The sequence below is a fragment of the Paraburkholderia sp. J67 genome, assembly GCF_905220265.1.
GTDB lineage: Bacteria > Pseudomonadota > Gammaproteobacteria > Burkholderiales > Burkholderiaceae > Paraburkholderia.
Genome location: NZ_CAJMZK010000011.1, coordinates 43,186 through 64,940 on the forward strand (window position 1 = coordinate 43,186; position 21,755 = coordinate 64,940).

The 21,755-nt window shown below is 63.2% G+C and carries 22 protein-coding genes; 16 read left to right on the forward strand and 6 right to left on the reverse strand.

Features of this window, described 5'->3' with window-relative positions; translation table 11 throughout:
• Positions 1–7: 7 nt before the first annotated feature.
• The gene (locus tag U5782_RS20655) at positions 8–991 is read right to left on the reverse strand and encodes a malate dehydrogenase (protein ID WP_322045744.1); all 984 of its coding nucleotides are present in this window, start codon (positions 989–991) and stop codon (positions 8–10) included.
• Between the two features lie 541 nt (positions 992–1,532).
• Here U5782_RS20655 and U5782_RS20660 point away from each other — a divergent pair.
• The 10 genes from U5782_RS20660 to U5782_RS20705 all read left to right on the forward strand — a co-directional run bounded on the left by U5782_RS20660 (position 1,533) and on the right by U5782_RS20705 (position 10,127).
• A complete protein-coding gene (locus U5782_RS20660; protein WP_415914373.1) occupies positions 1,533–2,348 on the forward strand; it encodes a GntR family transcriptional regulator in 816 nt (271 codons plus the stop codon).
• 151 nt (positions 2,349–2,499) lie between these two features.
• Positions 2,500–2,916, forward strand: a complete 417-nt coding sequence (sdhC, locus tag U5782_RS20665; protein WP_322045746.1) for a succinate dehydrogenase, cytochrome b556 subunit — start codon at positions 2,500–2,502, stop codon at positions 2,914–2,916.
• A 2-nt stretch (positions 2,917–2,918) separates the two neighbouring features.
• Positions 2,919–3,287, forward strand: coding sequence for a succinate dehydrogenase, hydrophobic membrane anchor protein (sdhD, locus tag U5782_RS20670; protein WP_322045747.1), 369 nt, complete (start codon positions 2,919–2,921; stop codon positions 3,285–3,287).
• 4 nt (positions 3,288–3,291) lie between these two features.
• Positions 3,292–5,067 (forward strand): succinate dehydrogenase flavoprotein subunit, encoded by a 1,776-nt coding sequence (gene sdhA / locus U5782_RS20675; RefSeq protein ID WP_322045748.1) that lies wholly within the window; start codon positions 3,292–3,294, stop codon positions 5,065–5,067.
• A gap of 30 nt (positions 5,068–5,097) precedes the next feature.
• Positions 5,098–5,799 carry a succinate dehydrogenase iron-sulfur subunit gene (locus U5782_RS20680; RefSeq protein WP_322045749.1) on the forward strand — a complete coding sequence of 234 codons (702 nt, stop codon included), beginning with the start codon at positions 5,098–5,100 and terminating at the stop codon, positions 5,797–5,799.
• Between the two features lie 14 nt (positions 5,800–5,813).
• Positions 5,814–6,080, forward strand: a complete 267-nt coding sequence (locus U5782_RS20685; RefSeq protein ID WP_027816950.1) for a succinate dehydrogenase assembly factor 2 — start codon at positions 5,814–5,816, stop codon at positions 6,078–6,080.
• A 93-nt stretch (positions 6,081–6,173) separates the two neighbouring features.
• Positions 6,174–7,475: a citrate synthase gene (gltA, locus tag U5782_RS20690; protein ID WP_322045750.1), complete on the forward strand. Its 1,302-nt coding sequence runs from the start codon at positions 6,174–6,176 to the stop codon at positions 7,473–7,475.
• A 105-nt stretch (positions 7,476–7,580) separates the two neighbouring features.
• A complete protein-coding gene (locus tag U5782_RS20695; RefSeq protein ID WP_322045751.1) occupies positions 7,581–8,036 on the forward strand; it encodes a GNAT family N-acetyltransferase in 456 nt (151 codons plus the stop codon).
• 39 nt (positions 8,037–8,075) lie between these two features.
• Positions 8,076–9,422 (forward strand): HAMP domain-containing sensor histidine kinase, encoded by a 1,347-nt coding sequence (locus U5782_RS20700; protein ID WP_322045752.1) that lies wholly within the window; start codon positions 8,076–8,078, stop codon positions 9,420–9,422.
• A 48-nt stretch (positions 9,423–9,470) separates the two neighbouring features.
• The gene (locus U5782_RS20705; RefSeq protein ID WP_322045753.1) at positions 9,471–10,127 is read left to right on the forward strand and encodes a response regulator transcription factor; all 657 of its coding nucleotides are present in this window, start codon (positions 9,471–9,473) and stop codon (positions 10,125–10,127) included.
• A 120-nt stretch (positions 10,128–10,247) separates the two neighbouring features.
• Here the strand turns inward: U5782_RS20705 and U5782_RS20710 are convergent, their stop codons facing one another.
• The 4 genes from U5782_RS20710 to U5782_RS20725 all read right to left on the reverse strand — a co-directional run bounded on the left by U5782_RS20710 (position 10,248) and on the right by U5782_RS20725 (position 13,252).
• Positions 10,248–10,658, reverse strand: a complete 411-nt coding sequence (locus U5782_RS20710; protein WP_322045754.1) for a TerB family tellurite resistance protein — start codon at positions 10,656–10,658, stop codon at positions 10,248–10,250.
• A 45-nt stretch (positions 10,659–10,703) separates the two neighbouring features.
• A complete protein-coding gene (locus tag U5782_RS20715; protein WP_322045755.1) occupies positions 10,704–11,012 on the reverse strand; it encodes a zf-TFIIB domain-containing protein in 309 nt (102 codons plus the stop codon).
• Positions 11,013–11,118: 106 nt separating this feature from the next.
• Entirely contained in the window at positions 11,119–12,123 is a 1,005-nt protein-coding gene (locus U5782_RS20720; RefSeq protein ID WP_322045756.1) for a TerC family protein, read from the reverse strand.
• Between the two features lie 163 nt (positions 12,124–12,286).
• On the reverse strand, positions 12,287–13,252 hold the full coding sequence (locus U5782_RS20725; RefSeq protein WP_322045757.1) for a MipA/OmpV family protein: 966 nt from the start codon (positions 13,250–13,252) through the stop codon (positions 12,287–12,289).
• A 387-nt stretch (positions 13,253–13,639) separates the two neighbouring features.
• Here U5782_RS20725 and leuC point away from each other — a divergent pair, with 387 nt between their 5' ends.
• The 3 genes from leuC (at position 13,640) to leuB (ending at position 16,853) form a co-directional block, all read left to right on the forward strand.
• Positions 13,640–15,049 carry a 3-isopropylmalate dehydratase large subunit gene (gene leuC, locus U5782_RS20730; protein ID WP_322045758.1) on the forward strand — a complete coding sequence of 470 codons (1,410 nt, stop codon included), beginning with the start codon at positions 13,640–13,642 and terminating at the stop codon, positions 15,047–15,049.
• An 11-nt stretch (positions 15,050–15,060) separates the two neighbouring features.
• Positions 15,061–15,711, forward strand: coding sequence for a 3-isopropylmalate dehydratase small subunit (leuD, locus tag U5782_RS20735; RefSeq protein WP_322045759.1), 651 nt, complete (start codon positions 15,061–15,063; stop codon positions 15,709–15,711).
• 74 nt (positions 15,712–15,785) lie between these two features.
• Positions 15,786–16,853 (forward strand): 3-isopropylmalate dehydrogenase, encoded by a 1,068-nt coding sequence (gene leuB / locus U5782_RS20740; RefSeq protein WP_322045760.1) that lies wholly within the window; start codon positions 15,786–15,788, stop codon positions 16,851–16,853.
• 79 nt (positions 16,854–16,932) lie between these two features.
• Here leuB and U5782_RS20745 read toward each other — a convergent pair whose 3' ends face one another.
• Positions 16,933–17,103 carry a hypothetical protein gene (locus tag U5782_RS20745; RefSeq protein ID WP_322045761.1) on the reverse strand — a complete coding sequence of 57 codons (171 nt, stop codon included), beginning with the start codon at positions 17,101–17,103 and terminating at the stop codon, positions 16,933–16,935.
• 89 nt (positions 17,104–17,192) lie between these two features.
• On the opposite strand from U5782_RS20745, the gene asd reads away from it, so the two are divergent.
• The 3 genes from asd (at position 17,193) to truA (ending at position 21,687) form a co-directional block, all read left to right on the forward strand.
• Positions 17,193–18,314, forward strand: a complete 1,122-nt coding sequence (gene asd / locus U5782_RS20750) for an aspartate-semialdehyde dehydrogenase (RefSeq protein ID WP_322045762.1) — start codon at positions 17,193–17,195, stop codon at positions 18,312–18,314.
• Between the two features lie 206 nt (positions 18,315–18,520).
• A complete protein-coding gene (locus U5782_RS20755; protein ID WP_322045763.1) occupies positions 18,521–20,869 on the forward strand; it encodes a FimV/HubP family polar landmark protein in 2,349 nt (782 codons plus the stop codon).
• Between the two features lie 14 nt (positions 20,870–20,883).
• Positions 20,884–21,687, forward strand: a complete 804-nt coding sequence (gene truA, locus U5782_RS20760; protein WP_322045764.1) for a tRNA pseudouridine(38-40) synthase TruA — start codon at positions 20,884–20,886, stop codon at positions 21,685–21,687.
• Positions 21,688–21,755: the final 68 nt, after the last annotated feature.

A 21,755-nucleotide genomic window follows, 5' to 3' on the forward strand; every position in this document is an offset into this window, starting at 1 on the left:
AACAAGCTTACTTGAGCAGGTGAGCGACGCCGTCGCGCTCTTCGAGCAGTTCGTTGAGCGTGCCGTCCATCTTTTCGCGCGAGAACGCGTCGATTTCGAGGCCTTCGACGCGCTTGTATTCGCCGTTTTCGCAGGTCACCGGCACGCCGTAGATGATGTCTTCGGGGATGCCGTACGAGCCGTCCGACGGGATGCCCATCGTGACCCACTTGCCGTTCGTGCCGAGAACCCAGTCACGCACGTGGTCGATCGCCGCGTTGGCAGCCGATGCCGCCGACGACAGGCCGCGCGCTTCGATGATCGCCGCGCCGCGCTTGCCGACCGTCGGAATGAACGTGTTGCGGTTCCATTCGTCGTCGTTGATCAGCTTCGTCAGGTCCTGACCTTCAGCCGTTGCAACGCGGAAGTCCGGGTACATCGTCGGCGAGTGGTTGCCCCACACAGCGAGCTTCTCGATCGAAGCGACCGGCTTGCCCGACTTGGCGGCCAGTTGCGAGAGCGCACGGTTGTGGTCCAGACGCAGCATGGCGGTGAAGTTCTTCTTCGGCAGATCCGGTGCCGACTTCATCGCGATGTAAGCGTTCGTGTTGGCCGGGTTGCCGACGACCAGCACCTTCACGTCGCGGCTGGCGACGTCGTTCAGTGCCTTGCCCTGAACCGTGAAGATTTCGGCGTTGGCCGACAGCAGATCCTTACGCTCCATGCCCTTCGAGCGCGGACGTGCGCCAACCAGCAGGGCGACGTCGGCGTCCTTGAACGCAACCTTCGGGTCGTCGGTGATGACCACGCCCGCGAGCAGCGGGAATGCGCAGTCGTCCAGTTCCATGACGACGCCCTTGACCGCGGCTTGCGCCTGCGGCAGGTCGAGCAGTTGCAGAATGACGGGCTGGTCCTTGCCGAGCAGGTCGCCGTTCGCGATGCGGAACAGCAGGGAGTAAGCGATCTGACCTGCGGCGCCGGTGACGGCAACGCGCTTTGCGGGCTTAGCCATTGAAAATCTCCAGGAAGATGCGTTATTCGCCAGGGTAAAGCGCCATTCTATATGCGCGTTACGCGAAGCGTTCGTGAATCAGACGGTCCTTTATCCAGGCGTGCGGGCGAGGCCTTGCTGGGCCTCACGCGCGCGCCGGCGGGCGGGCCGCCAGGCCGGTAACCTGTATGAAAACGAAGCATGGGGATGGACGGGGACACCCTGGACAGGGACGCCTGACGCGGGCCGCATTGCGTGTGCCGACTCCTGCAACAGCTCGGCTGGGACGGTCCACGGGCGCGTTGCGCGCGTAGGCGCGGGCGGCGGGGCGGATCGAAACCGCGACTGCATGACTGCTAGAAGGAACCGCATGTGCAAGGCGGCCTGCGGCGCATTCGCCACGAGGTGGATGCTGCCGGCGGCTCCTATGAGTCACCCGCGAACCCTTGCTCGCTCGGCAGTTTAGGAGCCGAAACGAGCAAAGTCAACAGTATCTTATGTCTTATATAAGACATATCTGTTGCAGCCAAAAGGGTAGATTTCCGGGGGGCTTTATGTTGAAATGCGCGCCATGAATGCGAACCCGGTCAGCAACGCGAATTCTCCCGCTCCCGAGAGCGGAACGCCCGCGTCTGCGTCCGCGGCGCCGGCACCCTCGCCGTCCCCCACCTTCAGTCCGCTCTATCAGCAGATCAAGGGGCTCATTACACAGAGCCTTGAGACCGGCGAATGGAAGCCCGGCGAAATCATTCCTAGCGAAGTCGAACTGGCCGCCCGTTACAAGGTTAGCCAGGGAACCGTGCGCAAGGCAATCGATGAACTCGCCGCGGACAACCTGCTGGTGCGCCGTCAGGGCAAGGGTACGTTTGTTGCAACGCACAACGAAGACCGCGCCCAGTTTCGCTTCCTTAGATTGCTGGCTGATGACGGTGCGGAACATCCGCACGTCAGCAGACTACTCGAATGCCGGCGCCTGCGCGCCTCGGCCGAGATCGCGCGTCAGCTCGACCTCAAGCCCGCCGATCCCGTCGTGCTCATCAAGCGCCTGTTGCAGTTCGATGGCGAGAGCACCGTGCTCGACGAGATCTGGCTGCCCGGCGGCGTGTTTCGCGGCCTCACGGCCGAGCGCCTCGCCGAGTACAAAGGCCCGCTCTATGCCATGTTCGAAGCCGACTTCGGCACGCGCATGATTCGCGCGACCGAGAAGATCCGCGCCGTGGCCGCCGAGCCCGCCGTGGCCGATCTGCTCAATGTTCCGGCTGGTTTCCCATTGCTTTCCGTTGATCGGGTGTCCTATACCTATGGAGACCGACCGGTCGAGGTACGCCGTGGATGGTATGTCACAACTGGGTACTACTATCAGAATGACTTGAGTTGAAAGAGTGCCCGCAACGAGACATGCGGGCGCTCCCCCACGCGCTGGTCGATTCGCGCGCGAATCAGCGGTTTGCAAGGCTGATTTCGCTGCAGCGCGAAAAGAAATGGCGGTAAAATTGCGTATTAGTGTTAACACATAGTAGGGGTCTAGCATGGCAGAAGCCGCAAAAAAACCGAGGCCGGAATACCGGAACATCGGCATAGGGCAGATTTTGTTCGCATACCGCCTGCCGTTGGCCGGTCGCGTATCGATCGGCCACCGCATCAGTGGTGTGCTGTTATTCCTGTTCTTGCCTTTCCTGTTGTTCCTGTTGGATCAGAGCCTCACTTCGGAACTTAGCTTCGAAGTCTTCAAGGGCTTCCTTTCCAACATCATCGTCAAGCTCATCGTGCTGGTCCTCGGATGGGCGTTCCTCTTCCATTTCTGCGCTGGCGTGCGCCACCTGTTCATGGATTTCAACCATGACCTCGCGGCCAAAGAAAAAGGCAAATCGACCTCGCTCGTCGTCGTTGTCCTGTCCACGATCCTCACGATCGCCTTCGCGGCAAAACTCTTCGGAGCGTTTTAAGAATGTCGGCTAAAAACGGTATCGGTCCGAAGCGCCTCGTTGTCGGCGCGCACTACGGCCTGCGTGACTGGATTGCCCAGCGCGCGACCGCCGTGCTCATGGCGATCTACACGGTCGTCCTGCTCGTGCTGTTCTTCGGCGCACACGATTTTTCTTATGACGGCTGGGCGTCGATTTTCTCCGCCCAATGGATGAAGCTCGCGACGTTCGTCATGCTGCTCGCGCTGTTTTATCACGCCTGGATTGGCGTGCGCGACATCTGGATGGACTACATCAAGCCCGTCGGCCTGCGCATCACGCTGGACGTGCTGACGATCGCCTGGCTGCTGGGCAGCCTGGGCTACGCCGCGCAGATTCTCTGGAGAGTGTAAAAGAATGGCTGCAATCAAGAATTCTCTGCCGCGTCGCAAGTTCGACGTGGTCATCGTCGGCGCGGGCGGCTCGGGGATGCGCGCGTCGCTGCAACTGGCGCGTGCTGGCCTGTCGGTCTGCGTGCTCTCGAAAGTGTTCCCGACGCGTTCGCACACGGTCGCTGCCCAGGGCGGCATCGGCGCATCGCTCGGCAACATGAGCGAAGACAACTGGCATTACCACTTCTACGACACGATCAAGGGTTCCGACTGGCTCGGCGACCAGGACGCGATCGAGTTCATGTGCCGTGAAGCACCGAACGCCGTCTACGAACTGGAACACATGGGCATGCCGTTCGACCGCAATGCGGACGGCACGATCTACCAGCGTCCGTTCGGCGGCCACACGGCCAACTACGGCGAAAAGCCGGTCCAGCGCGCCTGTGCTGCTGCTGACCGTACCGGCCACGCCCTGCTGCACACGCTGTATCAGCAAAACGTCGCGGCGAAGACCACGTTCTTCGTCGAGTGGATGGCGCTGGACCTGATCCGCGACGCCGAAGGCGACGTGCTCGGCGTGACCGCGCTCGAAATGGAAACGGGCGACGTCTACATCCTCGAAGGCAAGACCACGCTGTTCGCCACGGGCGGCGCAGGCCGGATCTTCCAGGCATCGACCAACGCGTTCATCAACACCGGCGACGGTCTGGGCATGGCCGCACGTTCGGGCATCGCGCTGCAGGACATGGAGTTCTGGCAGTTCCACCCGACCGGTGTGGCAGGTGCTGGCGTGCTGATCACGGAAGGCGTGCGCGGCGAAGGCGGCATTCTGCGTAACTCGAACGGCGAGCGCTTCATGGAGCGTTACGCGCCGACCCTGAAGGACCTCGCACCGCGTGACTTCGTTTCGCGTTCGATGGACCAGGAAATCAAGGAAGGCCGCGGCGTTGGCGCACACAAGGATCACGTGCTGCTCGACCTGTCGCACATCGGCGCAGAGACGATCATGAAGCGTCTGCCGTCGATCCGCGAAATCGCGCTGAAGTTCGCGAACGTCGACTGCATCAAGGAACCGATCCCGGTCGTTCCGACGATTCACTACCAGATGGGCGGCATCCCGACCAACATCAATGGTCAGGTCGTTGGCACGCCGAAGGGTCACGAAGACGTCGTCAACGGCTTCTACGCCGTGGGCGAATGCTCGTGCGTCTCGGTGCACGGTGCAAACCGTCTGGGCACGAACTCGCTGCTCGACCTCGTGGTGTTCGGCCGTGCTGCCGGCAACCACATCGTCAAGCACGTGAAGGAGCTCAAGGAGCACAAGCCGCTGCCGGCTGATGCTGCTGACTTCTCGCTGGCACGTCTGGCGAAGCTCGACAACTCGACCTCGGGCGAGTACGCGCAAAGCGTCGCGAACGAAATCCGCGGCTCGATGCAGAAGCACGCTGGCGTGTTCCGTACCTCGGCCCTGCTGGCCGAAGGTGTCAAGGACATCGCGCAAGTCGTGGAACAGGCGAAGCATATCCACCTGAAGGACAAGTCGAAGGTGTTCAACACCGCGCGCGTCGAAGCGCTCGAAGTGGCGAACCTCGTGGAAGTTGCGCAAGCAACGATGGTCTCGGCTGAGGCCCGTAAGGAAAGCCGTGGTGCACACGCGCACAGCGACTTTGAACACCGCGACGACGAAAACTGGCTGCGCCATACCCTGTGGTTCAGCGAAGGCAACCGTCTTGATTACAAGCCGGTTCACATGAAGCCGCTGACCGTCGAGTCCGTGCCGCCGAAGGCGCGTACGTTCTAAGGCACACGCCAGTCAAAAGGAAATCTGGAAATGGCCAAACGTATTTTTGAAGTCTATCGCTACGACCCGGACAAGGACGCGGCGCCGCGCATGCAGACGTACGAGCTGGACCTCACGCACGAGCGCATGCTGCTCGACGCGCTGGTGAAGCTCAAGGAAGTGGACGAAACGCTGTCGTTCCGCCGTTCGTGCCGTGAAGGCGTGTGCGGTTCGGACGCAATGAACATCAACGGCAAGAACGGTCTGGCGTGCCTCACGAACCTGAACGACCTGCCGCAGAAGATCGTGCTGCGTCCGCTGCCGGGCCTGCCCGTCGTGCGCGACCTGATCGTCGACATGACGCACTTCTTCAACCAGTACCACTCGATCAAGCCGTACCTGATCAACGATACGCCGCCGCCCGAGAAAGAGCGTCTGCAGTCGCCTGAAGAGCGCGACGAACTCGACGGCGTGTACGAGTGTATTCTGTGCGCAAGCTGCTCGACCTCGTGCCCGAGCTTCTGGTGGAATCCGGACAAGTTCGTCGGCCCGGCAGGTCTGCTGCAAGCCTACCGTTTCATCGCGGACAGCCGCGACGAAGCCACCGGCGAGCGTCTCGATAACCTCGAAGACCCGTATCGTCTGTTCCGTTGCCACACGATCATGAACTGCGTCGACGTTTGCCCGAAGGGCCTGAACCCGACGAAGGCGATCGGCAAGATCAAGGAACTGATGGTCCGCCGCGCGGTTTGATCTGGCGAGATTGAATGGACTCGCACCAGTCTGATCCCCATCGCCGCGCGCGCCTTCGCTGGCGCGCGCGGCGCGGTATGCTCGAAAACGACATTATTTTCGAGCGATTTTTCGACCGCTATGAGCATGACCTCAGCGACGCCGACGTAGGCGCACTCACGCGCCTGCTCGAGCTGAGCGATAACGACCTGATGGACTTGCTGCTCGCACGCAAGGAACCAGAAGGCGACCTTTCCGACCCGGACGTGAAGCGGGTGCTGGAGCTGCTTCGCAACGTCTGAGCCGCGGCGACGCCCTGTAAGGGGCGTTAGAAGGCGCCGCGCCAGACCTGCAAACTATCGAATCCTGTGTTTATCTTCGATTGAGGATGTGCTATGACCCCGTCTGATGTAAAAGCCACGCTATCGTTCAGCGACAATTCGCCGAGCGTCGAACTGCCGATCTACAAGGGCACCCAAGGCCCGGATGTGATCGACATCCGCAAACTGTACGGTCAGACCGGCAAGTTCACGTATGACCCGGGCTTCATGTCGACGGCGGCGTGCAACTCGGCGATCACGTACATCGACGGGGACAAGGGCGAACTGCTGTACCGCGGTTACCCGATCGACAACCTCGCGGAAAACGCTGACTTCCTCGAAAGCTGCTATCTGCTGCTGAAGGGCGAGCTGCCGAACCAGGCGCAGAAGGACGAATTCGTCAAGACCGTCACGCAGCACACGATGGTCCACGAGCAGATGCAATTCTTCTTCCGCGGCTTCCGTCGCGACGCGCACCCGATGGCGATTCTGGTCGCAGCAGTTGGCGCACTGTCGGCCTTCTATCACGACTCGCTCGACATCAACAACGCGAAGCACCGTGAAGTCTCGGCGATCCGCATGATTGCCAAGCTGCCGACGCTGGTCGCGATGGCGTACAAGTACTCGATCGGCCAGCCGTTCGTGTACCCGCAGAACGACCTGTCGTACAGCGCGAACTTCATGCGCATGATGTTCTCGAACCCGTGCGAAGAGTACAAGGTCAACGACGTGCTGGTGCGCGCGCTCGACCGTATCCTGATCCTGCACGCAGACCACGAACAGAACGCGTCGACCTCGACGGTCCGTCTGGCGGGTTCGTCGGGCGCGAACCCGTTCGCGTGTATCGCGGCCGGTATCGCTTGCCTGTGGGGCCCGGCGCACGGTGGTGCGAACGAAGCCGCACTGAACATGCTTGAGGAAATCGGCTCGGTGGACAACATCCCTGAGTTCATCAAGCAGGTGAAGGACAAGAACTCGGGCGTGAAGCTGATGGGCTTCGGTCACCGCGTGTACAAGAACTACGATCCGCGTGCGAAGCTGATGCGCGAAACGTGCCACGAAGTGCTCGAAGAACTGGGCCTGCACGACGATCCGCTGTTCAAGCTCGCGATGGCGCTCGAAAAGATCGCTCTCGAAGACGAATACTTCGTGTCGCGCAAGCTGTACCCGAACGTCGACTTCTACTCGGGCATCGTTCAGCGCGCGCTGGGCATCCCGACCTCGATGTTCACGTGTATCTTCGCGATGGCACGTACGGTGGGCTGGATCGCCCAGTGGAACGAAATGATCGCCGACCCCGAACAAAAGATCGGCCGTCCGCGTCAGCTGTTCATCGGCAACACGCCGCGCGAAGCGAAGCCGATCTCGCAACGCTAAGCCAGACATGTGGCGCTCGATGCGCCGCGTGCGGTATCCCGAACGCCCCGACGGTTTGCCCGTCGGGGCGTTTTTTTGCTTGGGCCTTGCATGGAAGGTTTCGCGATGCGTCTGACTTTCTCTCCCACGACTCAAGCCGATGCCGATGTGCTCGTCGAGATGCGTATCGCCGCGATGCGCGAGAGCCTGGAGCGCATCGGCCGTTTCGATCCGCAACGCGCCCGCGAACGCTTTCTGGCTGCGTTTGAGCCGGCGCTGTGTCGATTCATTGAAGCCGACGGAACGCGCGCTGGTTTCGTCCTGATCCGGCCGCAGGAAGGGCACTGGTTGCTCGATCATCTGTATGTGCTGCCTGCGTATCAAGGCAAGGGCATCGGCGCAAAGGTTCTGCGCGAGATTTTTGCGGACGCCGATAAGGCGGGTTTGCCGGTACGCGTCGGCGCGCTGCGCGCAAGCGATTCCAATCGCTTTTATCAGCGGCATGGTTTCGTGCAGACGGCCGAAGCCGATTGGGACATCTACTACGAACGCCAACCCGTTTCGCCCGACACGCGCCGCTAGCATCCCCAAGCCAATTTCCTCGATCCCGAATCCTTTATCATGGAACGGCCCATCACCCCGAGCCGCTTCATGTTCTTCGCCGCGAACTCCCTGCACCGTCGCCTGAGCATTGCCATCGGCACGCTCGCGCTATTCGTGGGCATACTCGGTTCGCTCGGTACCTTTCTCGTGGTGCGCAGCCTCGCGAGCGAGTTCAGTGCGAGCCTGCGCGACGCCGCCGCGCACGTGCAGGCGGGGGTACCGCACCGGGCCTCAGAACCCAGCGGTTTGCGGCGACCTTCCGACGACTTCGTCGTGCAAATCTGGTCCGCCGACGACGCTTCTGCACCGAGCCGCACCAGCGACCCCGACATCGCCTTGCCGCGCGCGCAAACGGGCTTCTCGTCGATCGACTACGACGGCGAGGCGTGGGACGTCTTTGCGCTCGCCGCCGGCGACGAATATATCCAGGTCGCCGAGTCGCGCAGCATGCGCAACCGCAACGCGTTGCGCGTCGCGCTCTGGAGCCTGCTGCCCGTGCTCGCGCTTTTACCGCTGCTTGTGCTGACGATCGCCGTGACGGTGCGTTTCTCGCTGCGACCGCTGGAGCGCGTCGGCCGTCGCGCGGCGACGGTCGATCTGCACGCGCTCAAGCCGCTCGACGCCGACAAGGCGCCGGTGGAGTTGCGGCCCTTCATCGAGTCGATCAACCGCATGATCGAGCGGCTTTCGGTGCTCGTGAACGCCGAGCGCAAGTTCATCGCCGATGCCGCGCATGAACTGCGTTCGCCCATTTCGGCGATGCAGTTGCAGATCGACAATTTGCGCGACGTGCCGCCCGGTCAGTACCCCGAACGCTTCGACGAACTGCGGCGCGGCGTGGCGCGCACGGGCTCGCTGGTGTCGCAATTGCTCGGACTCGCGCGCGCGGAAATCGGCGGTGCGCAGCGTGCCGTCCAGGACATTGCGCTCACGCATCTCGTACCCGAGGTGCTGGCCGACCTGTTGCCCCTCGCCGATGCTCGCGGCGTGGATCTGGGCGTCGAACGGCTCGACGAGGCGAGCGTGCGCGCGACCGAAGGCGATTTGCGCGTGCTGATCAAGAACCTCGTCGATAACGCAATCCGCTACGTACATGCAGGCGGGCGCGTCGATGTGTCGGTGCGGCGCGAAGCGAAGACGGTGACGATCGAAGTGATCGACGATGGCCCCGGCATCGCCGAAAGCGATCTGCCGCACGTGTTCGACCGATTTTTTCGCGCCGCGAACAACGATGCGGAAGGCAGCGGCCTGGGTCTGGCGATCGCGCAGACGCTGGCGCAGAGCTACGGCGGACGGGTGACGCTCGCCAATCGGAGCGACGGCCAGGATGGCATCGTCGCGCGGATCGAATTGCCTCTCGCCTGACACGTCACACGAGAACATGAAGCAACGAATGCCAAGGAAAACTAAGCAATGCGGATTCTGCTGATCGAAGACGATCTGCTGATCGGGCCTGCGCTACTGCGTGCGCTGAAGGACGCGTCCTATAGCGTCGACTGGGTACGTACGGGCGAGAGCGGCCGCACGGCGATACGCGATGGTTCCTACACGGCAATCCTGCTCGACCTGGGGCTCGGCGACATGAGCGGGCTGGACGTGCTGCGTGGTCTGCGCGAAGCGAGCGACGCCACGCCAGTCATCATCATCACGGCGCGCGACGACGTGGATACGCGTGTCGAAGGTCTCGACCTCGGCGCCGACGACTATCTCGTCAAGCCGTTCGAGAGCAAGGAACTGCTCGCGCGCATCCGTGCGGTGGTGCGGCGCAAAGCAGGCTTCGCCTCCGCGACGATGGGCAGTGCGCGCGTGACGCTCGACATGAATACGCGCCGTCTGGCGTTCGATGGCCAGAGCGACGATCTTTCCGCACGAGAGTACGCGTTGATGCTCGCGTTGCTGGAGCGGCCCGGCGCAATCCTTTCGCGTCAGCAACTGGAAGAGCGGCTCTATGGCTGGGGCGAGGAAGTGGAGAGCAACGCCGTCGATGCCGTGATTTACAGCGTGCGCCGCAAATTCGGCCATGCCGTCATCCGCAATGTGCGCGGGTTGGGATGGGCCGCGTGCGTGTGAACGCGCATAAAAAACGCGGCGAACCAGAGGGCTCGCCGCGTGGCGCGCAACGTCGGGGGAACGCCGCATCTTGCGCGCTGGAAAATCGTTCAAAGACCGGGGCCAGGCACTAGCGCACGATCACGACGCCAGCAGCCGCTGCCACGGATTCGCATGCCAGGACTTCGACAGCACCGCAAGCAATTCGGCCTCGCTCTCCGAGAGATGGCGGTCGGCGTGCACGGCGATCAGGCACAGGCTCAGCACTTCGGCACGCAAGGCGGGATCTTCGAGTTCGCGCAGCACCTGCTGCATGACGTCGGAGTCGAGCTTACAGGCATCGCCCCAGTTCAGATTCGCGTTCATGAGCAGGTCCTCGCACAGATCGCGCAGGATCGTGCCGAACTCGCCTGGCGCGAGGCCGAGCCGGTCGGCGATGCGGGCGCGATGCACGGCGGCGAGTTCGCTGCTGTTCAGGTGGCCGTCGGCGAGCAGGGCGATGGCGACGATCCGGCCCGCCGCCTGCGGGCTGTTGCTGGTGTAGGTGCGCATGGTCAGGAGTCCTTGATCAATCGTTGAAAAAAGAGAGGCGTGCGTTCAGTCGAAGATGTCTTCGAGCCACGACTTGCGCCGGCGTTCGTGGCTGCCTTGGCGGTGCCCGTAATCGCGTGAGCGATAGTGGGCGCCGTGCCGCTCGTCGCGATGGTCGTTGTAATCGTCATCCAGCCGCCGCGCCGTATGGTCCTGACGGCCCTGATGGGCTTGTCCTTGCGCCGCGCGTTCGATCAGCCTGTCGAGTTCGCCACGGTCGAGCCAGACACCGCGGCATTGCGGGCAGTAGTCCAGTTCGACGCCATGACGCTCGGCGATCGCGAGGGTGACGTCAGGGCAGTGCGGGCATTTCATGTTGCGCTCCTTTCGGGGGCGGCGGCCGATGCGGCTGCCGTGGAAACCATCCTCGCAGAGAAAAATGAGCGAAGAATGAGGAGCGCCGCGCGGGCGTTCCAGCCGGTTACGGCGTCTCCAGATTGCCGCCCTCGTCGTTGGCATCTTTGTGCGGACGCGTCTTCAAGAGCGACACCACCACGCCGCCCGCGAGCAGCGCCACGGTCACGCCAAGGCTCAGCGGCGCGGGAATCTTGCCGACGATACCCACCAGGAAGATCTTTGCGCCGATGAACACCAGCACGAGCGCGAGCGCATGCTTGAGGTAGTAGAAGCGGTGCGCCATCGCCGCGAGCGCGAAAAACAGGGCGCGCAGACCGAGCACGGCGAAGATGTTGCTCGTGTAGACGATGAACGGATCGGTGGTGATCGAGAAGATGGCCGGGATCGAGTCGACGGCGAAGATCAGGTCGGCGAATTCGATCATCAGCAGGGCGACGAGCAGCGGCGTGGCGTAGCGCGTGAGCTTGCCGCTGACCGGATGTGCGCGCCGCACCACGAATGCGCCGGCTTCGAGCCGCTCGGTCACGGGCAGCACCCGGCGTATCGTGCGCAGGATCTTGCTGTCTTCCACGCGCGATGCCTCCTTGGAGCCGATCAACATCTTCACGCCGGTCGCCGCGAGGAACAGGCCGAACACGAACAGCATCCACTCGAACTGCGCGACGAGCGCCGCGCCCAGACCCACCATCAGCGCGCGCAGCACCAGCACGCCGACGATGCCCCAGAACAGCACACGATGCTGATAAGCGCGCGGCACCGCGAGCGCGCCGAAGATCGACGCGATCACGAAGACGTTGTCGAGCGAGAGGGATTTTTCGATCAGATAGCCCGTGACGTACTCGGTCGCCGGCTGAGCGCCAAGCTGCCACCAGATGAAGCCGCCGAACAGCAGGCCGATCGTGATGTAGCCGAGCGAGAGCCAGAGACTTTCGCGGATGCCGATCTCGCGGTCGTCGCGGTGCAGCACGCCAAGATCGAGTGCCAGCAGCACGATCACCACCGCGATGAAGGCGATCCAAAGCCAGATGGGCTGTCCGAGGAAGGTGGCGGTGACGAATGGCGCGAGCATGGTACGGTCCTTGGCGTAAAGAGTCAGGAGCCGGACCGTGCGCATGCCGCGTTGCCGCCGCATCTGGCCGGTTCGGCCCTACGGGCCTTTGGCCCATAGGGTCAGCTTAGCGGCGAAGAATGAGCGGAAAATGAGCAGAAAAATGCTGGGCGAAAGCGAGTGATCAGAACTGGTAGTTGATCGACAGATCGCAAACGCCTTCCGTCTTGGTCTGGATGATCGGACTGTTCGCGGCGCTGCCTAGCAGACGTTTGATGGCGCCATCGGCACTCACGAACCAGTGCTTGTTGACGAAGTACACCATCGTGATGCCGAAGCCCGCCGACTTCAGGCCCGCGCTCGCGTTGTATTGCCGGTAGCCCGAAGCCAGGGCCTGCTGGCCGGTCACCCCAAACCAGCTCTGCATGTAGTTCGAATCGGCGAACGTGACCGAGGGGCCGGCGAACCAGTAGAAGCTCTGGTTGCTGCCAGGCAGCGGCATATAGGCGCCTAGGTCGGCGGTCCAGCCATTCGAGCCGCCGAAGCTGCGCGTGAAGGCCGCGCGCATCACGAGCGGGAAGTCCTTTGACACCACGTATTCGCCCGCGATTTTCATGAGCGGAGCGGGATTGATATTGCCCATGCCATTGAGTCGCGAGGGATCGTCGTGGCCGCGCCGGCCCAGATCGTAGGCGGCCGCGATGCTCATGCGCCAGTTCGGACCTTGCAGGACATTCACGCCGAAGCCTTCGCCGGTCGAGCCGAACAGGATGTCCTTGTAGCGCAGGTCGATGCTCGGCCCGGCCATCATGTGATAGCGATCGGAGCCGTCGTAGCGCGGCTCGAAGGTGGAGCCCACGCCGAGACGCGCTTCGAAATTGGGTCGGTCGGGCTCAAAGAGCTTTTCCAGCGGAATGCCAGCCGAGTACTGCCATTCGCCGAGCGGCGAGGGTGTCTGCGCATAGGCGCGCGGCGCGAACGCCGCCAGGGCGCAGGCAGTGGCCGCCACGGCGAGCGAGGCGTGACGCGCAGCGCGCACGCGGGAGCCGGCCTGCAGGTGCCGCCCCTGGTATGGGTTTGTTCTCGTTGTTGTGTTGTACGCAGCGGCCCAGGTGAGCGCACTGCGGGGCGAACGGGTTGCGAATGGCATGAGGCCTCCAGGATTGCCTGATCGTGCCGCGAGGTATCCGTATCCAGTGTGATTGAACCCTGTTCGGGACGCTTGTGCGGCGGCGCACGTCACGCAATCGACGTGCCCGATGTGGCACCTTCTATTTGAACGCACCCTCGGTTTCGCTTCGAACCTGAAGAAAAAATTATCGGAAAAACAAAGGCTTTGCGTCGCAAGCGTGAAATCGCGCGAGCAAAACGGCTTGCGCCGCTCGCCGGGTAACCGTGATACAGGTATCGCTACTACCACCCAACTCCCTGTTTTTTATCGGTTTTTTTAGCTGGACTGCGTACAGGACGCGGACCTTGCGTGGCATAATCGACTCACAACGTAAGCCTCCCCGCAGTCAAATCATCCCCGCACATCATGGCAAAGACGCTCTACGACAAATTGTGGGACACCCATGTGGTCCACACGGAAGACGACGGCACGACGATCCTTTATATCGACCGTCATCTGCTGCACGAAGTCACCAGTCCGCAGGCTTTCGAAGGCCTGAAACTGCACGAGCGCCCGGTGTGGCGCATCAGCGCGAACCTGGCCGTCTCCGACCATAACGTGCCCACGACCGATCGCAGCCACGGTATCGCTGATCCGGTTTCGAAGCTCCAGGTGGACACGCTCGATTCGAACTGCGACGCCTTCGGCATCACGCAGTTCAAGATGAGCGACCAGCGCCAGGGCATCGTGCACATCGTCGGTCCGGAACAGGGCGCGACGCTGCCGGGCATGACGATCGTCTGCGGCGACTCGCACACGTCCACGCACGGCGCGTTCGGCGCGCTTGCGCACGGCATCGGCACCTCGGAAGTCGAGCACGTGCTGGCCACGCAAACGCTTCTGCAAAAGAAGAGCAAGAACATGCTCATCAAGGTGGAAGGTACGTTGCCGCGCGGCTGTACCGCGAAGGACATCGTGCTGGCCATCATCGGCAAGATCGGCACGGCGGGCGGCACGGGTTACGCCATGGAGTTCGGCGGCTCGATGATCCGCGGCCTCACGATGGAAGGCCGCATGACGGTCTGCAACATGGCGATCGAAGGCGGCGCGCGCGCTGGCATGGTCGCCGTGGACGACACCACGATCGAATACCTGAAGGACCGTCCGTTCTCGCCGCAAGGCGCGGAGTGGGACCAGGCCGTCGAGTACTGGAAGAACTTCCGCACCGACGAAGGCGCGCACTTCGACCGCGTGGTCGAGCTGAGCGCGGCCGACATCGTGCCGCAAGTGACGTGGGGCACTTCGCCGGAAATGGTCACGTCGATCGACGGTCGCGTGCCCGATCCCGAGCGCGAAAAGGACCCGGTCAAGCGCGATGCGATGGAACGCGCACTGCAATACATGGCGCTCGAACCGAACATGCCGATCGAGTCCATCAAGCCGGACAAGATCTTTATCGGTTCGTGCACGAATGCGCGTATCGAAGACCTGCGCTCCGCCGCTTATGTCGTGAAGAAGCTGGGCCGCCGCGTGGCTGCAAACGTGCGTCTCGCGATGGTCGTGCCGGGTTCGGGTCTCGTGAAGGCGCAAGCCGAGCGCGAAGGTCTGGACAAGGTGTTCACGGACGCGGGCTTCGAATGGCGTGAGCCGGGCTGCTCGATGTGTCTCGCCATGAACGCCGACCGTCTCGAGCCGGGCGAGCGTTGCGCGTCCACCTCGAACCGCAATTTCGAAGGCCGTCAGGGCGCGGGCGGACGCACGCACCTGGTGAGCCCGGCCATGGCGGCCGCAGCGGCCATCGAAGGCCATTTCGTCGATATTCGCAAGCTCGGTTGAGGCCACGCATCATGGAAAAATTCATCGTACACACGGGCCTCGTGGCGCCGCTCGATCGCGAAAACGTGGACACGGACGCGATCATCCCGAAGCAGTTCCTCAAGTCGATCAAGCGCACCGGCTTCGGCCCCAACGCGTTCGACGAATGGCGTTATCTCGACCACGGCGAGCCGGGTCAGGACAACTCGAAGCGTCCGCTCAACCCGGACTTCGTGCTGAACCAGCCGCGTTACCAGGGCGCTTCGGTCCTGCTCACGCGCAAGAACTTCGGCTGCGGCAGCTCGCGCGAACACGCACCGTGGGCGCTCGACCAGTACGGCTTTCGCGCCATCATCGCGCCGAGCTTCGCGGACATTTTCTATAACAACTGCTTCAAGAACGGCCTGCTGCCGATCGTGCTGAGCGAAGCAGATGTCGATCATCTGTTCAACGAAACGTACGCATTCAACGGTTTCCAGCTGACGATCGACCTGGAAAAACAGGTTGTGCGTACAACGGACGGTGCGAAGGAATATCCGTTCGACGTCGCCGCGTTCCGCCGCTACTGCCTCTTGAACGGCTTCGATGATATCGGCCTCACGCTGCGTCACGCCGACAAGATCCGCCAGTACGAAGCCGAACGCATCGCGCGCCAGCCGTGGCTGAACAACCGCGTCATCTGAAGCATCTGACGCGCGGCGGCTGACCAGGCAGAAACAGGCGCCGCGCATAACGAAACACAGCGAGGAACACCAGGATGAAGATTGCAGTGCTGCCGGGCGACGGCATCGGTCCCGAGATCGTCAAGGAAGCCGTCAAGGTGCTGAACGCGCTCGACGAAAAGTTCGAGCTGGAAGAAGCGCCCGTTGGCGGCGCGGGCTACGAGGCGAGCGGTCATCCGCTGCCCGAGGCGACGCTTGCGCTGGCGAAGTCCGCCGACGCGATCCTGTTCGGCGCGGTGGGCGACTGGAAGTACGACTCGCTCGAACGCGCGCTGCGTCCCGAGCAGGCGATTCTGGGCCTGCGCAAGCACCTGGAACTGTTCGCGAACTTCCGCCCGGCGATCTGCTATCCGCAACTCACGGGTGCCTCGTCGCTCAAGCCGGAAATCGTTTCGGGCCTCGACATCCTGATCGTGCGCGAACTGAACGGCGACATCTACTTCGGCCAGCCGCGCGGCACGCGCGAATCGCCGGACGGTCTGTTCCAGGGCGCACGCGAAGGCTTCGACACGATGCGTTATTCGGAGCCCGAAGTACGCCGTATCGCTCACGTGGCATTCCAGGCCGCGCAAAAGCGCCAGAAAAAGCTCACGTCCGTCGACAAGGCCAACGTGCTCGAAACCTCGCAGTTCTGGCGCGACATCATGATCGATGTCTCGAAGGAATATGCCGATGTCGAGCTGTCGCACATGTATGTCGATAACGCCGCGATGCAACTGGTGAAGGCGCCCAAGGCGTTCGACGTGGTGGTCACGGGCAACATGTTCGGCGATATCCTTTCGGACGAAGCCGCCATGCTCACGGGCTCGATCGGCATGCTGCCCTCGGCTTCGCTCGACAAGAACAGCAAGGGTCTGTACGAGCCGTCGCACGGTTCGGCGCCGGATATCGCGGGCAAGGGCGTTGCCAATCCGCTCGCGACGATCCTCTCGGCCGCCATGATGCTGCGTTTCTCGCTGGGCCGCGAAGAGCAGGCTCAACGCATCGAAAACGCCGTGAAGAAGGTGCTCGAGCAGGGTTATCGCACCGGCGACATCGTCACGCCCGACTGCAAGAAGGTCGGCACGGTGGAGATGGGCGACGCCGTGGTCGCGGCGCTGTAAGTCGCAGGAAAGGGCATGCCTTCACAGGCGTGCCCTTTTTATTTGGCGCACGTTATGTCGAGTACTTGAAACGTGCGTCCTAAATAGCGGAAAGTGCGGTTTTTGCCGCGCAAATTAACTGTTTCGTGTATATTGCTTTGATGGCGACGATCTCCCCGATCACGACTGTTCCGAACATCCACGGCGAAAAAACTGCCCGTGCGATTTCGCTCGCCATCATCACGAAAACGATTACGAAAACGATCATCACGCGTTGATCGCTCGTCGTGCCCGCTCATCTTCCCCGCGCGGCCACGCCGGGCGAGCGAAGCGGGGAAGTGTCCAAATCAAGGGTTAGTCATGAACGTAGGTCTCGTAGGTTGGCGCGGCATGGTCGGCAGCGTGCTGATGCAGCGCATGCAGGAAGAACGCGATTTCGACCTGATCGAACCGGTGTTTTTCAGCACCAGCAACGCAGGCGGCGCGGCTCCGTCGTTCGCCAAAAACGAGACGAAGCTCAAGGACGCGAACAGCGTTGACGAGCTCAAGAAGTGCGACGTCATCATCACCTGCCAGGGCGGCGACTACACCAACGAGGTGTATCCGAAGCTGCGCGCGGCGGGCTGGAACGGCTACTGGATCGACGCCGCTTCGTCGCTGCGCATGAAGGACGATGCGGTCATCATCCTCGACCCGGTCAACCTCGACGTCATCAAGGACGCACTGGTCAAGGGTCAGAAGGACTTCATCGGCGGCAACTGCACGGTCAGCCTGATGCTGATGGCGCTGGGCGGCCTGTTCCGCGAAGGCCTCGTCGACTGGATGACGGCCATGACCTACCAGGCTGCATCGGGCGCGGGCGCGCAAAATATGCGCGAACTGCTCTCGCAGATGGGCGCGCTCAACGCGGCTGTCGCGACCGATCTGGCGAACCCGTCGTCGGCGATCCTCGACATCGACCGCAAGGTGCTGGCCACCATGAACAGCGACGCGATGCCGACCAGCCAGTTTGGCGTGCCGCTCGCGGGCTCGCTGATTCCGTGGATCGACAAGGATCTTGGCAACGGCATGTCGAAGGAAGAGTGGAAGGGCGGCGCGGAAACCAACAAGATCCTCGGCAAGCCCGCGATGGGCCAGCCGGGTTCGATCCCGGTCGACGGTCTGTGCGTGCGTATCGGCGCGATGCGCTGCCACTCGCAGGCGCTCACGATCAAGCTGAACAAGGACGTGCCGCTCGACGAGATCAACGGCATCCTCGCTTCGGCCAACGACTGGGTCAAGGTCGTGCCGAACGAGCGTGAAGCTTCGATGCGCGATCTGTCGCCGGCTCAAGTGACCGGCACGCTGTCGGTGCCGGTCGGCCGCCTGCGCAAACTGGCGATGGGCGGCGAGTATCTGTCGGCGTTTACGGTCGGCGATCAGCTGCTTTGGGGCGCGGCTGAACCCCTGCGTCGCATGTTGCGGATTCTGCTGGACAAGTGAATGAATTAAACTACGCGCCTAATGACGCGTAGACAGGGCAAAAGCGCCGCGCCAGTCGCGGCGCTTTTTTATTTTCGCGGCCATCTTGCATGGCTTGTGAGCCCGACCCCATGAATTTCCGTTTGATCGACCGCGAGAGCGGTGTGCCAGGGCATCTGATGATCGTTCGACTTGACTCTGTTCCCGCTGATCGAGGAACCCAAAACATGAAGGCGCGGCGCGCCATGCACGCAGCCGTGGCTGCGGCGGTGCTTGCGCTTGCCGGTACGGCCTATGCCGCCAGCCCGGATAGTGCGTCGCCCGCTGAGGCGTCGAGCGCGGCTGCCGCTGCGGCCTCGGGCGCTTCCGCTGCTGCACCGGCGTTGCCCGTGATCGGCCAGTACACCGTGCAGCCGGGCCAGTCGCTGCATGACGTTGCAGTCGATCTCACCCAGTCGCACGACAAGACGACGCTCGCCCGCGCGAGTCAGGCGGTCTTTGACGCCAATCCCGCCGCCTTCATGAAGCACGACGCAAGCCGCCTCCGGGTGGGCGCCGTGCTGAACGTGCCGGGCACGCCCGATATCGCGAGCGGGGCCTCGGGCGTGACGCCCGTGTCGGCGCCGTCTTCGGCTAGCGCATCTGAGACCACCGCTGCGACCGCGGCAGCGGCTTCCGCCCTAGCCGCAGCGAACGCAAGCGCCGGTGCGGCGAGCCATGCCGTGAGCGCGTCCGCGCCCGAAGCGGCTGCGAGCGCGGCGATCGCGCCGACGGCTTCGGCTGCATCGGCGTCCACCGCGAGCGACGCTCATTCGTGGAGCGGCGCGATTCAGGCTGCTCCTTCGAGCGCAGCTTCGGCGTCGGCTCCGGCGCACGTCACGGTATCGAGCCTGCAGCAACTGCTCGCGCTCAAGAGCCGTGTGCTGATGGCGTTGCAACAACATGGCATCGGCAAGCCGGCGCAGGTCGCTGGCGCGGCCCCGGCAGGCGCGCATGGCGGCACGACGGCTGGCGGCGCAGCGCCGGGCGCGCAGAACGCGCAGCCCGATGTGCTGCCGATCACCTGGGGCGTTTTGGCGGCGGTCGTGCTGGCCTTCGTCGCGCTTATCGTGCGCCTGCTCACGCGTAAGCGTCGCAAGAGCGTCGCCGCCGTCGATGAGCCGGTGGCTTCCGTTGTTCCTCCTGTTGTTCCGGCTGCGTCGGAACTGGCGCGCGAAGACGAGCACGAGCAGGAAGTGCAGGAAGCCGCGCACGAGGAACCTCCGGTCCTGCATGAATCGCTGTCGCCGTCAGGTTTCGCCGAGCAGTCCGAGATCTCGTCGCTGCATGACGAACCGCATAACGAGCTGCACAGCGAGCAGCCGCACGCCGAGACGCCGCAGCCCGACGCAGCGCTCGACCATGCAACCGAGGCCGCTAGCTTGTCGGCTGCAGTCGAACTGGGCGCGGAAGCGCTGCCGCCGACTCTGTTCGAGGCATCGCACACCGAGACCACGGACGATCATGCGGAGCTGCACGCCGAGCACAACGAACACGAGATCGTCTCGCACGTCGCCGAACCGGCCGAGCCGGAATCGCTCGTCGACACAACGGAATCCGCGAGCCTGGACGCAGCCGAGCTGGGTGCGTCAGCACTGCCGTCGGAAGGGCTGGAGGCCGCGCGCGCTACCAGTGAAGCGGAAGAGCTGGCCCATCACCGGGTCGAAGAGTCGCCAGCAAGCGAGGCGCTCCCCCTTGCCGCCGAACATGCAGCGAATGAACTGACTCTGCCGGTCGACGAAGTCGAGCCGTCGCAAATCGATCACGTCGATCACGTCGATCACGTCGATCACGTCGATCACGTCGCAGCGCAGGCCGAGCCGCAGACGAACGACCTCCCCGAAGCCACGGAAGCCCCCATTGCCGAAGCCCAGGCGAAGCCCGCCGAACTCACGCTGCCCGGCGAGCCGTCGGAGCCCGAAGCGCAGCACGCAGCACCCGTAGTCCCAGAAGTCCCCGTAGTTTCCGAAGAACAAGAAATGGCCCAACTGGAAGTACCGAAAGAGTTTCCGAAGTCCGCAGTGGACGCGCTAGGCAGTCTCGATATGCTGCCGCCGCGCATCGATTTGCCTGAATTCCCGCCGCCATTCGCCCGTAGCATGGAGCCGCTCGCCGCGCCCGCGACTATCGCGCGCCAGTCGCTGCCGCTCGCCGAGCCGCCTGCGCCGCCGGTCGGGCAAGCCATCGAAGCCGGCACCGCTGGCGTGGGGTCGATCGCGGGGCTCGCCGCCGGCATGGGCGCGTTGCCGATCGGCGCGCCGCCCGTGGGCGCACCGCCGATCGCACCGCGTTTCGGCACGTTGTCGCTCGATTTCGATCTGAACCTGCCGCCCGATTCCGCAGAGCCGCTGCCGGTCTTTACGCCCGAGCAACTCTCGCGCATCGCGCGCAACAAGCTCGACCTCGCGCACGAATACATCGAGCTGGGCGACCTCTCGGGCGCGCGCGCGCTCATCAATGAAGTGATCGAGTCGAACGACCACGCCACGCGCAACGATGCGCAGGCGCTGTTGTCCACGCTCTCGCCGCTGTCCTGAGCGCCGCCTGCCGTATGCGTATCGCGCTAGGAATCCAGTACGATGGGGCCGCGTTCTGCGGCTGGCAATCGCAGCCGCACGGCAAGACCGTGCAGGATGCGCTCGAGCGCGCGCTGCGCGAGTTCGCCTGCGTGCCGCTACCCACCGTGGTCGCGGGCCGCACCGATACCGGCGTGCACGGTCTCGGGCAGGTCGTGCACTTCGACACCGACCTCGACCGCACGCCGTTCTCGTGGGTGCGCGGCACCAACGCGTTTCTGCCTTCGACGGTCGCGGTGCAATGGGCGCAGCCCATGCCCGACGCCTTCCATGCGCGCTTCGCGGCCTTCGAACGCACCTACTACTACGTGCTCTACGTCAACGCGGTCCGCTCGCCGATGCTGGCGAGCCGCGCGGGCTGGATTCACACCCCGCTCGACGTCGACGCGATGCGCGAGGCGGCCCAATACTTAATCGGCAAGCATGATTTTTCGGCATTCCGTTCGTCGGAATGTCAGTCGAAAACGCCTGTCAAGCACCTGTATCAGATCGATATCCGCCCGCTTGGCGACTTCATCCACTTCCGTTTTCGCGCCAATGCCTTCCTGCACCACATGGTGCGCAACCTGATGGGTTGTCTGGTGGCAGTGGGGCGCGGGCGCTATCCGGCTTCGTGGATGGCCGAGGTGCTGGCGGGGCTCGATCGCTCCAAAGCCGCGCCGACCTTCATGCCCGACGGTCTCTATCTCGCGCAAGTAGGTTATCCTGACGAGTTCGCCGTTCCTGCGCCGCACACGGCCAGCGTGCCGTGGAGCACGGTCTGGACCGATCCGGCCTGATTCCGGTGCGCGGTTGGCCTATCGCCGCGTAATGCGTGCAATGTCGCCGATCGCGCTATCAATTAACA

Coding starts and splice junctions, on each gene's coding strand:
- U5782_RS20715 (WP_322045755.1), bottom strand. CDS start 11,012: ATGAAATGCCCGCACTGCCCTGACGTCACCCTCGCGATCGCCGAGCGT.
- leuC (WP_322045758.1), top strand. CDS start 13,640: ATGGCAAAGACGCTCTACGACAAATTGTGGGACACCCATGTGGTCCAC.
- sdhD (WP_322045747.1), top strand. CDS start 2,919: ATGTCGGCTAAAAACGGTATCGGTCCGAAGCGCCTCGTTGTCGGCGCG.
- U5782_RS20680 (WP_322045749.1), top strand. CDS start 5,098: ATGGCCAAACGTATTTTTGAAGTCTATCGCTACGACCCGGACAAGGAC.
- U5782_RS20685 (WP_027816950.1), top strand. CDS start 5,814: ATGGACTCGCACCAGTCTGATCCCCATCGCCGCGCGCGCCTTCGCTGG.
- U5782_RS20755 (WP_322045763.1), top strand. CDS start 18,521: ATGAAGGCGCGGCGCGCCATGCACGCAGCCGTGGCTGCGGCGGTGCTT.
- asd (WP_322045762.1), top strand. CDS start 17,193: ATGAACGTAGGTCTCGTAGGTTGGCGCGGCATGGTCGGCAGCGTGCTG.
- leuB (WP_322045760.1), top strand. CDS start 15,786: ATGAAGATTGCAGTGCTGCCGGGCGACGGCATCGGTCCCGAGATCGTC.
- gltA (WP_322045750.1), top strand. CDS start 6,174: ATGACCCCGTCTGATGTAAAAGCCACGCTATCGTTCAGCGACAATTCG.
- U5782_RS20700 (WP_322045752.1), top strand. CDS start 8,076: ATGGAACGGCCCATCACCCCGAGCCGCTTCATGTTCTTCGCCGCGAAC.
- U5782_RS20655 (WP_322045744.1), bottom strand. CDS start 991: ATGGCTAAGCCCGCAAAGCGCGTTGCCGTCACCGGCGCCGCAGGTCAG.
- U5782_RS20695 (WP_322045751.1), top strand. CDS start 7,581: ATGCGTCTGACTTTCTCTCCCACGACTCAAGCCGATGCCGATGTGCTC.
- U5782_RS20725 (WP_322045757.1), bottom strand. CDS start 13,252: ATGCCATTCGCAACCCGTTCGCCCCGCAGTGCGCTCACCTGGGCCGCT.
- sdhA (WP_322045748.1), top strand. CDS start 3,292: ATGGCTGCAATCAAGAATTCTCTGCCGCGTCGCAAGTTCGACGTGGTC.
- U5782_RS20710 (WP_322045754.1), bottom strand. CDS start 10,658: ATGCGCACCTACACCAGCAACAGCCCGCAGGCGGCGGGCCGGATCGTC.
- truA (WP_322045764.1), top strand. CDS start 20,884: ATGCGTATCGCGCTAGGAATCCAGTACGATGGGGCCGCGTTCTGCGGC.
- U5782_RS20720 (WP_322045756.1), bottom strand. CDS start 12,123: ATGCTCGCGCCATTCGTCACCGCCACCTTCCTCGGACAGCCCATCTGG.
- U5782_RS20705 (WP_322045753.1), top strand. CDS start 9,471: ATGCGGATTCTGCTGATCGAAGACGATCTGCTGATCGGGCCTGCGCTA.
- leuD (WP_322045759.1), top strand. CDS start 15,061: ATGGAAAAATTCATCGTACACACGGGCCTCGTGGCGCCGCTCGATCGC.
- sdhC (WP_322045746.1), top strand. CDS start 2,500: ATGGCAGAAGCCGCAAAAAAACCGAGGCCGGAATACCGGAACATCGGC.
- U5782_RS20660 (WP_415914373.1), top strand. CDS start 1,533: ATGCGCGCCATGAATGCGAACCCGGTCAGCAACGCGAATTCTCCCGCT.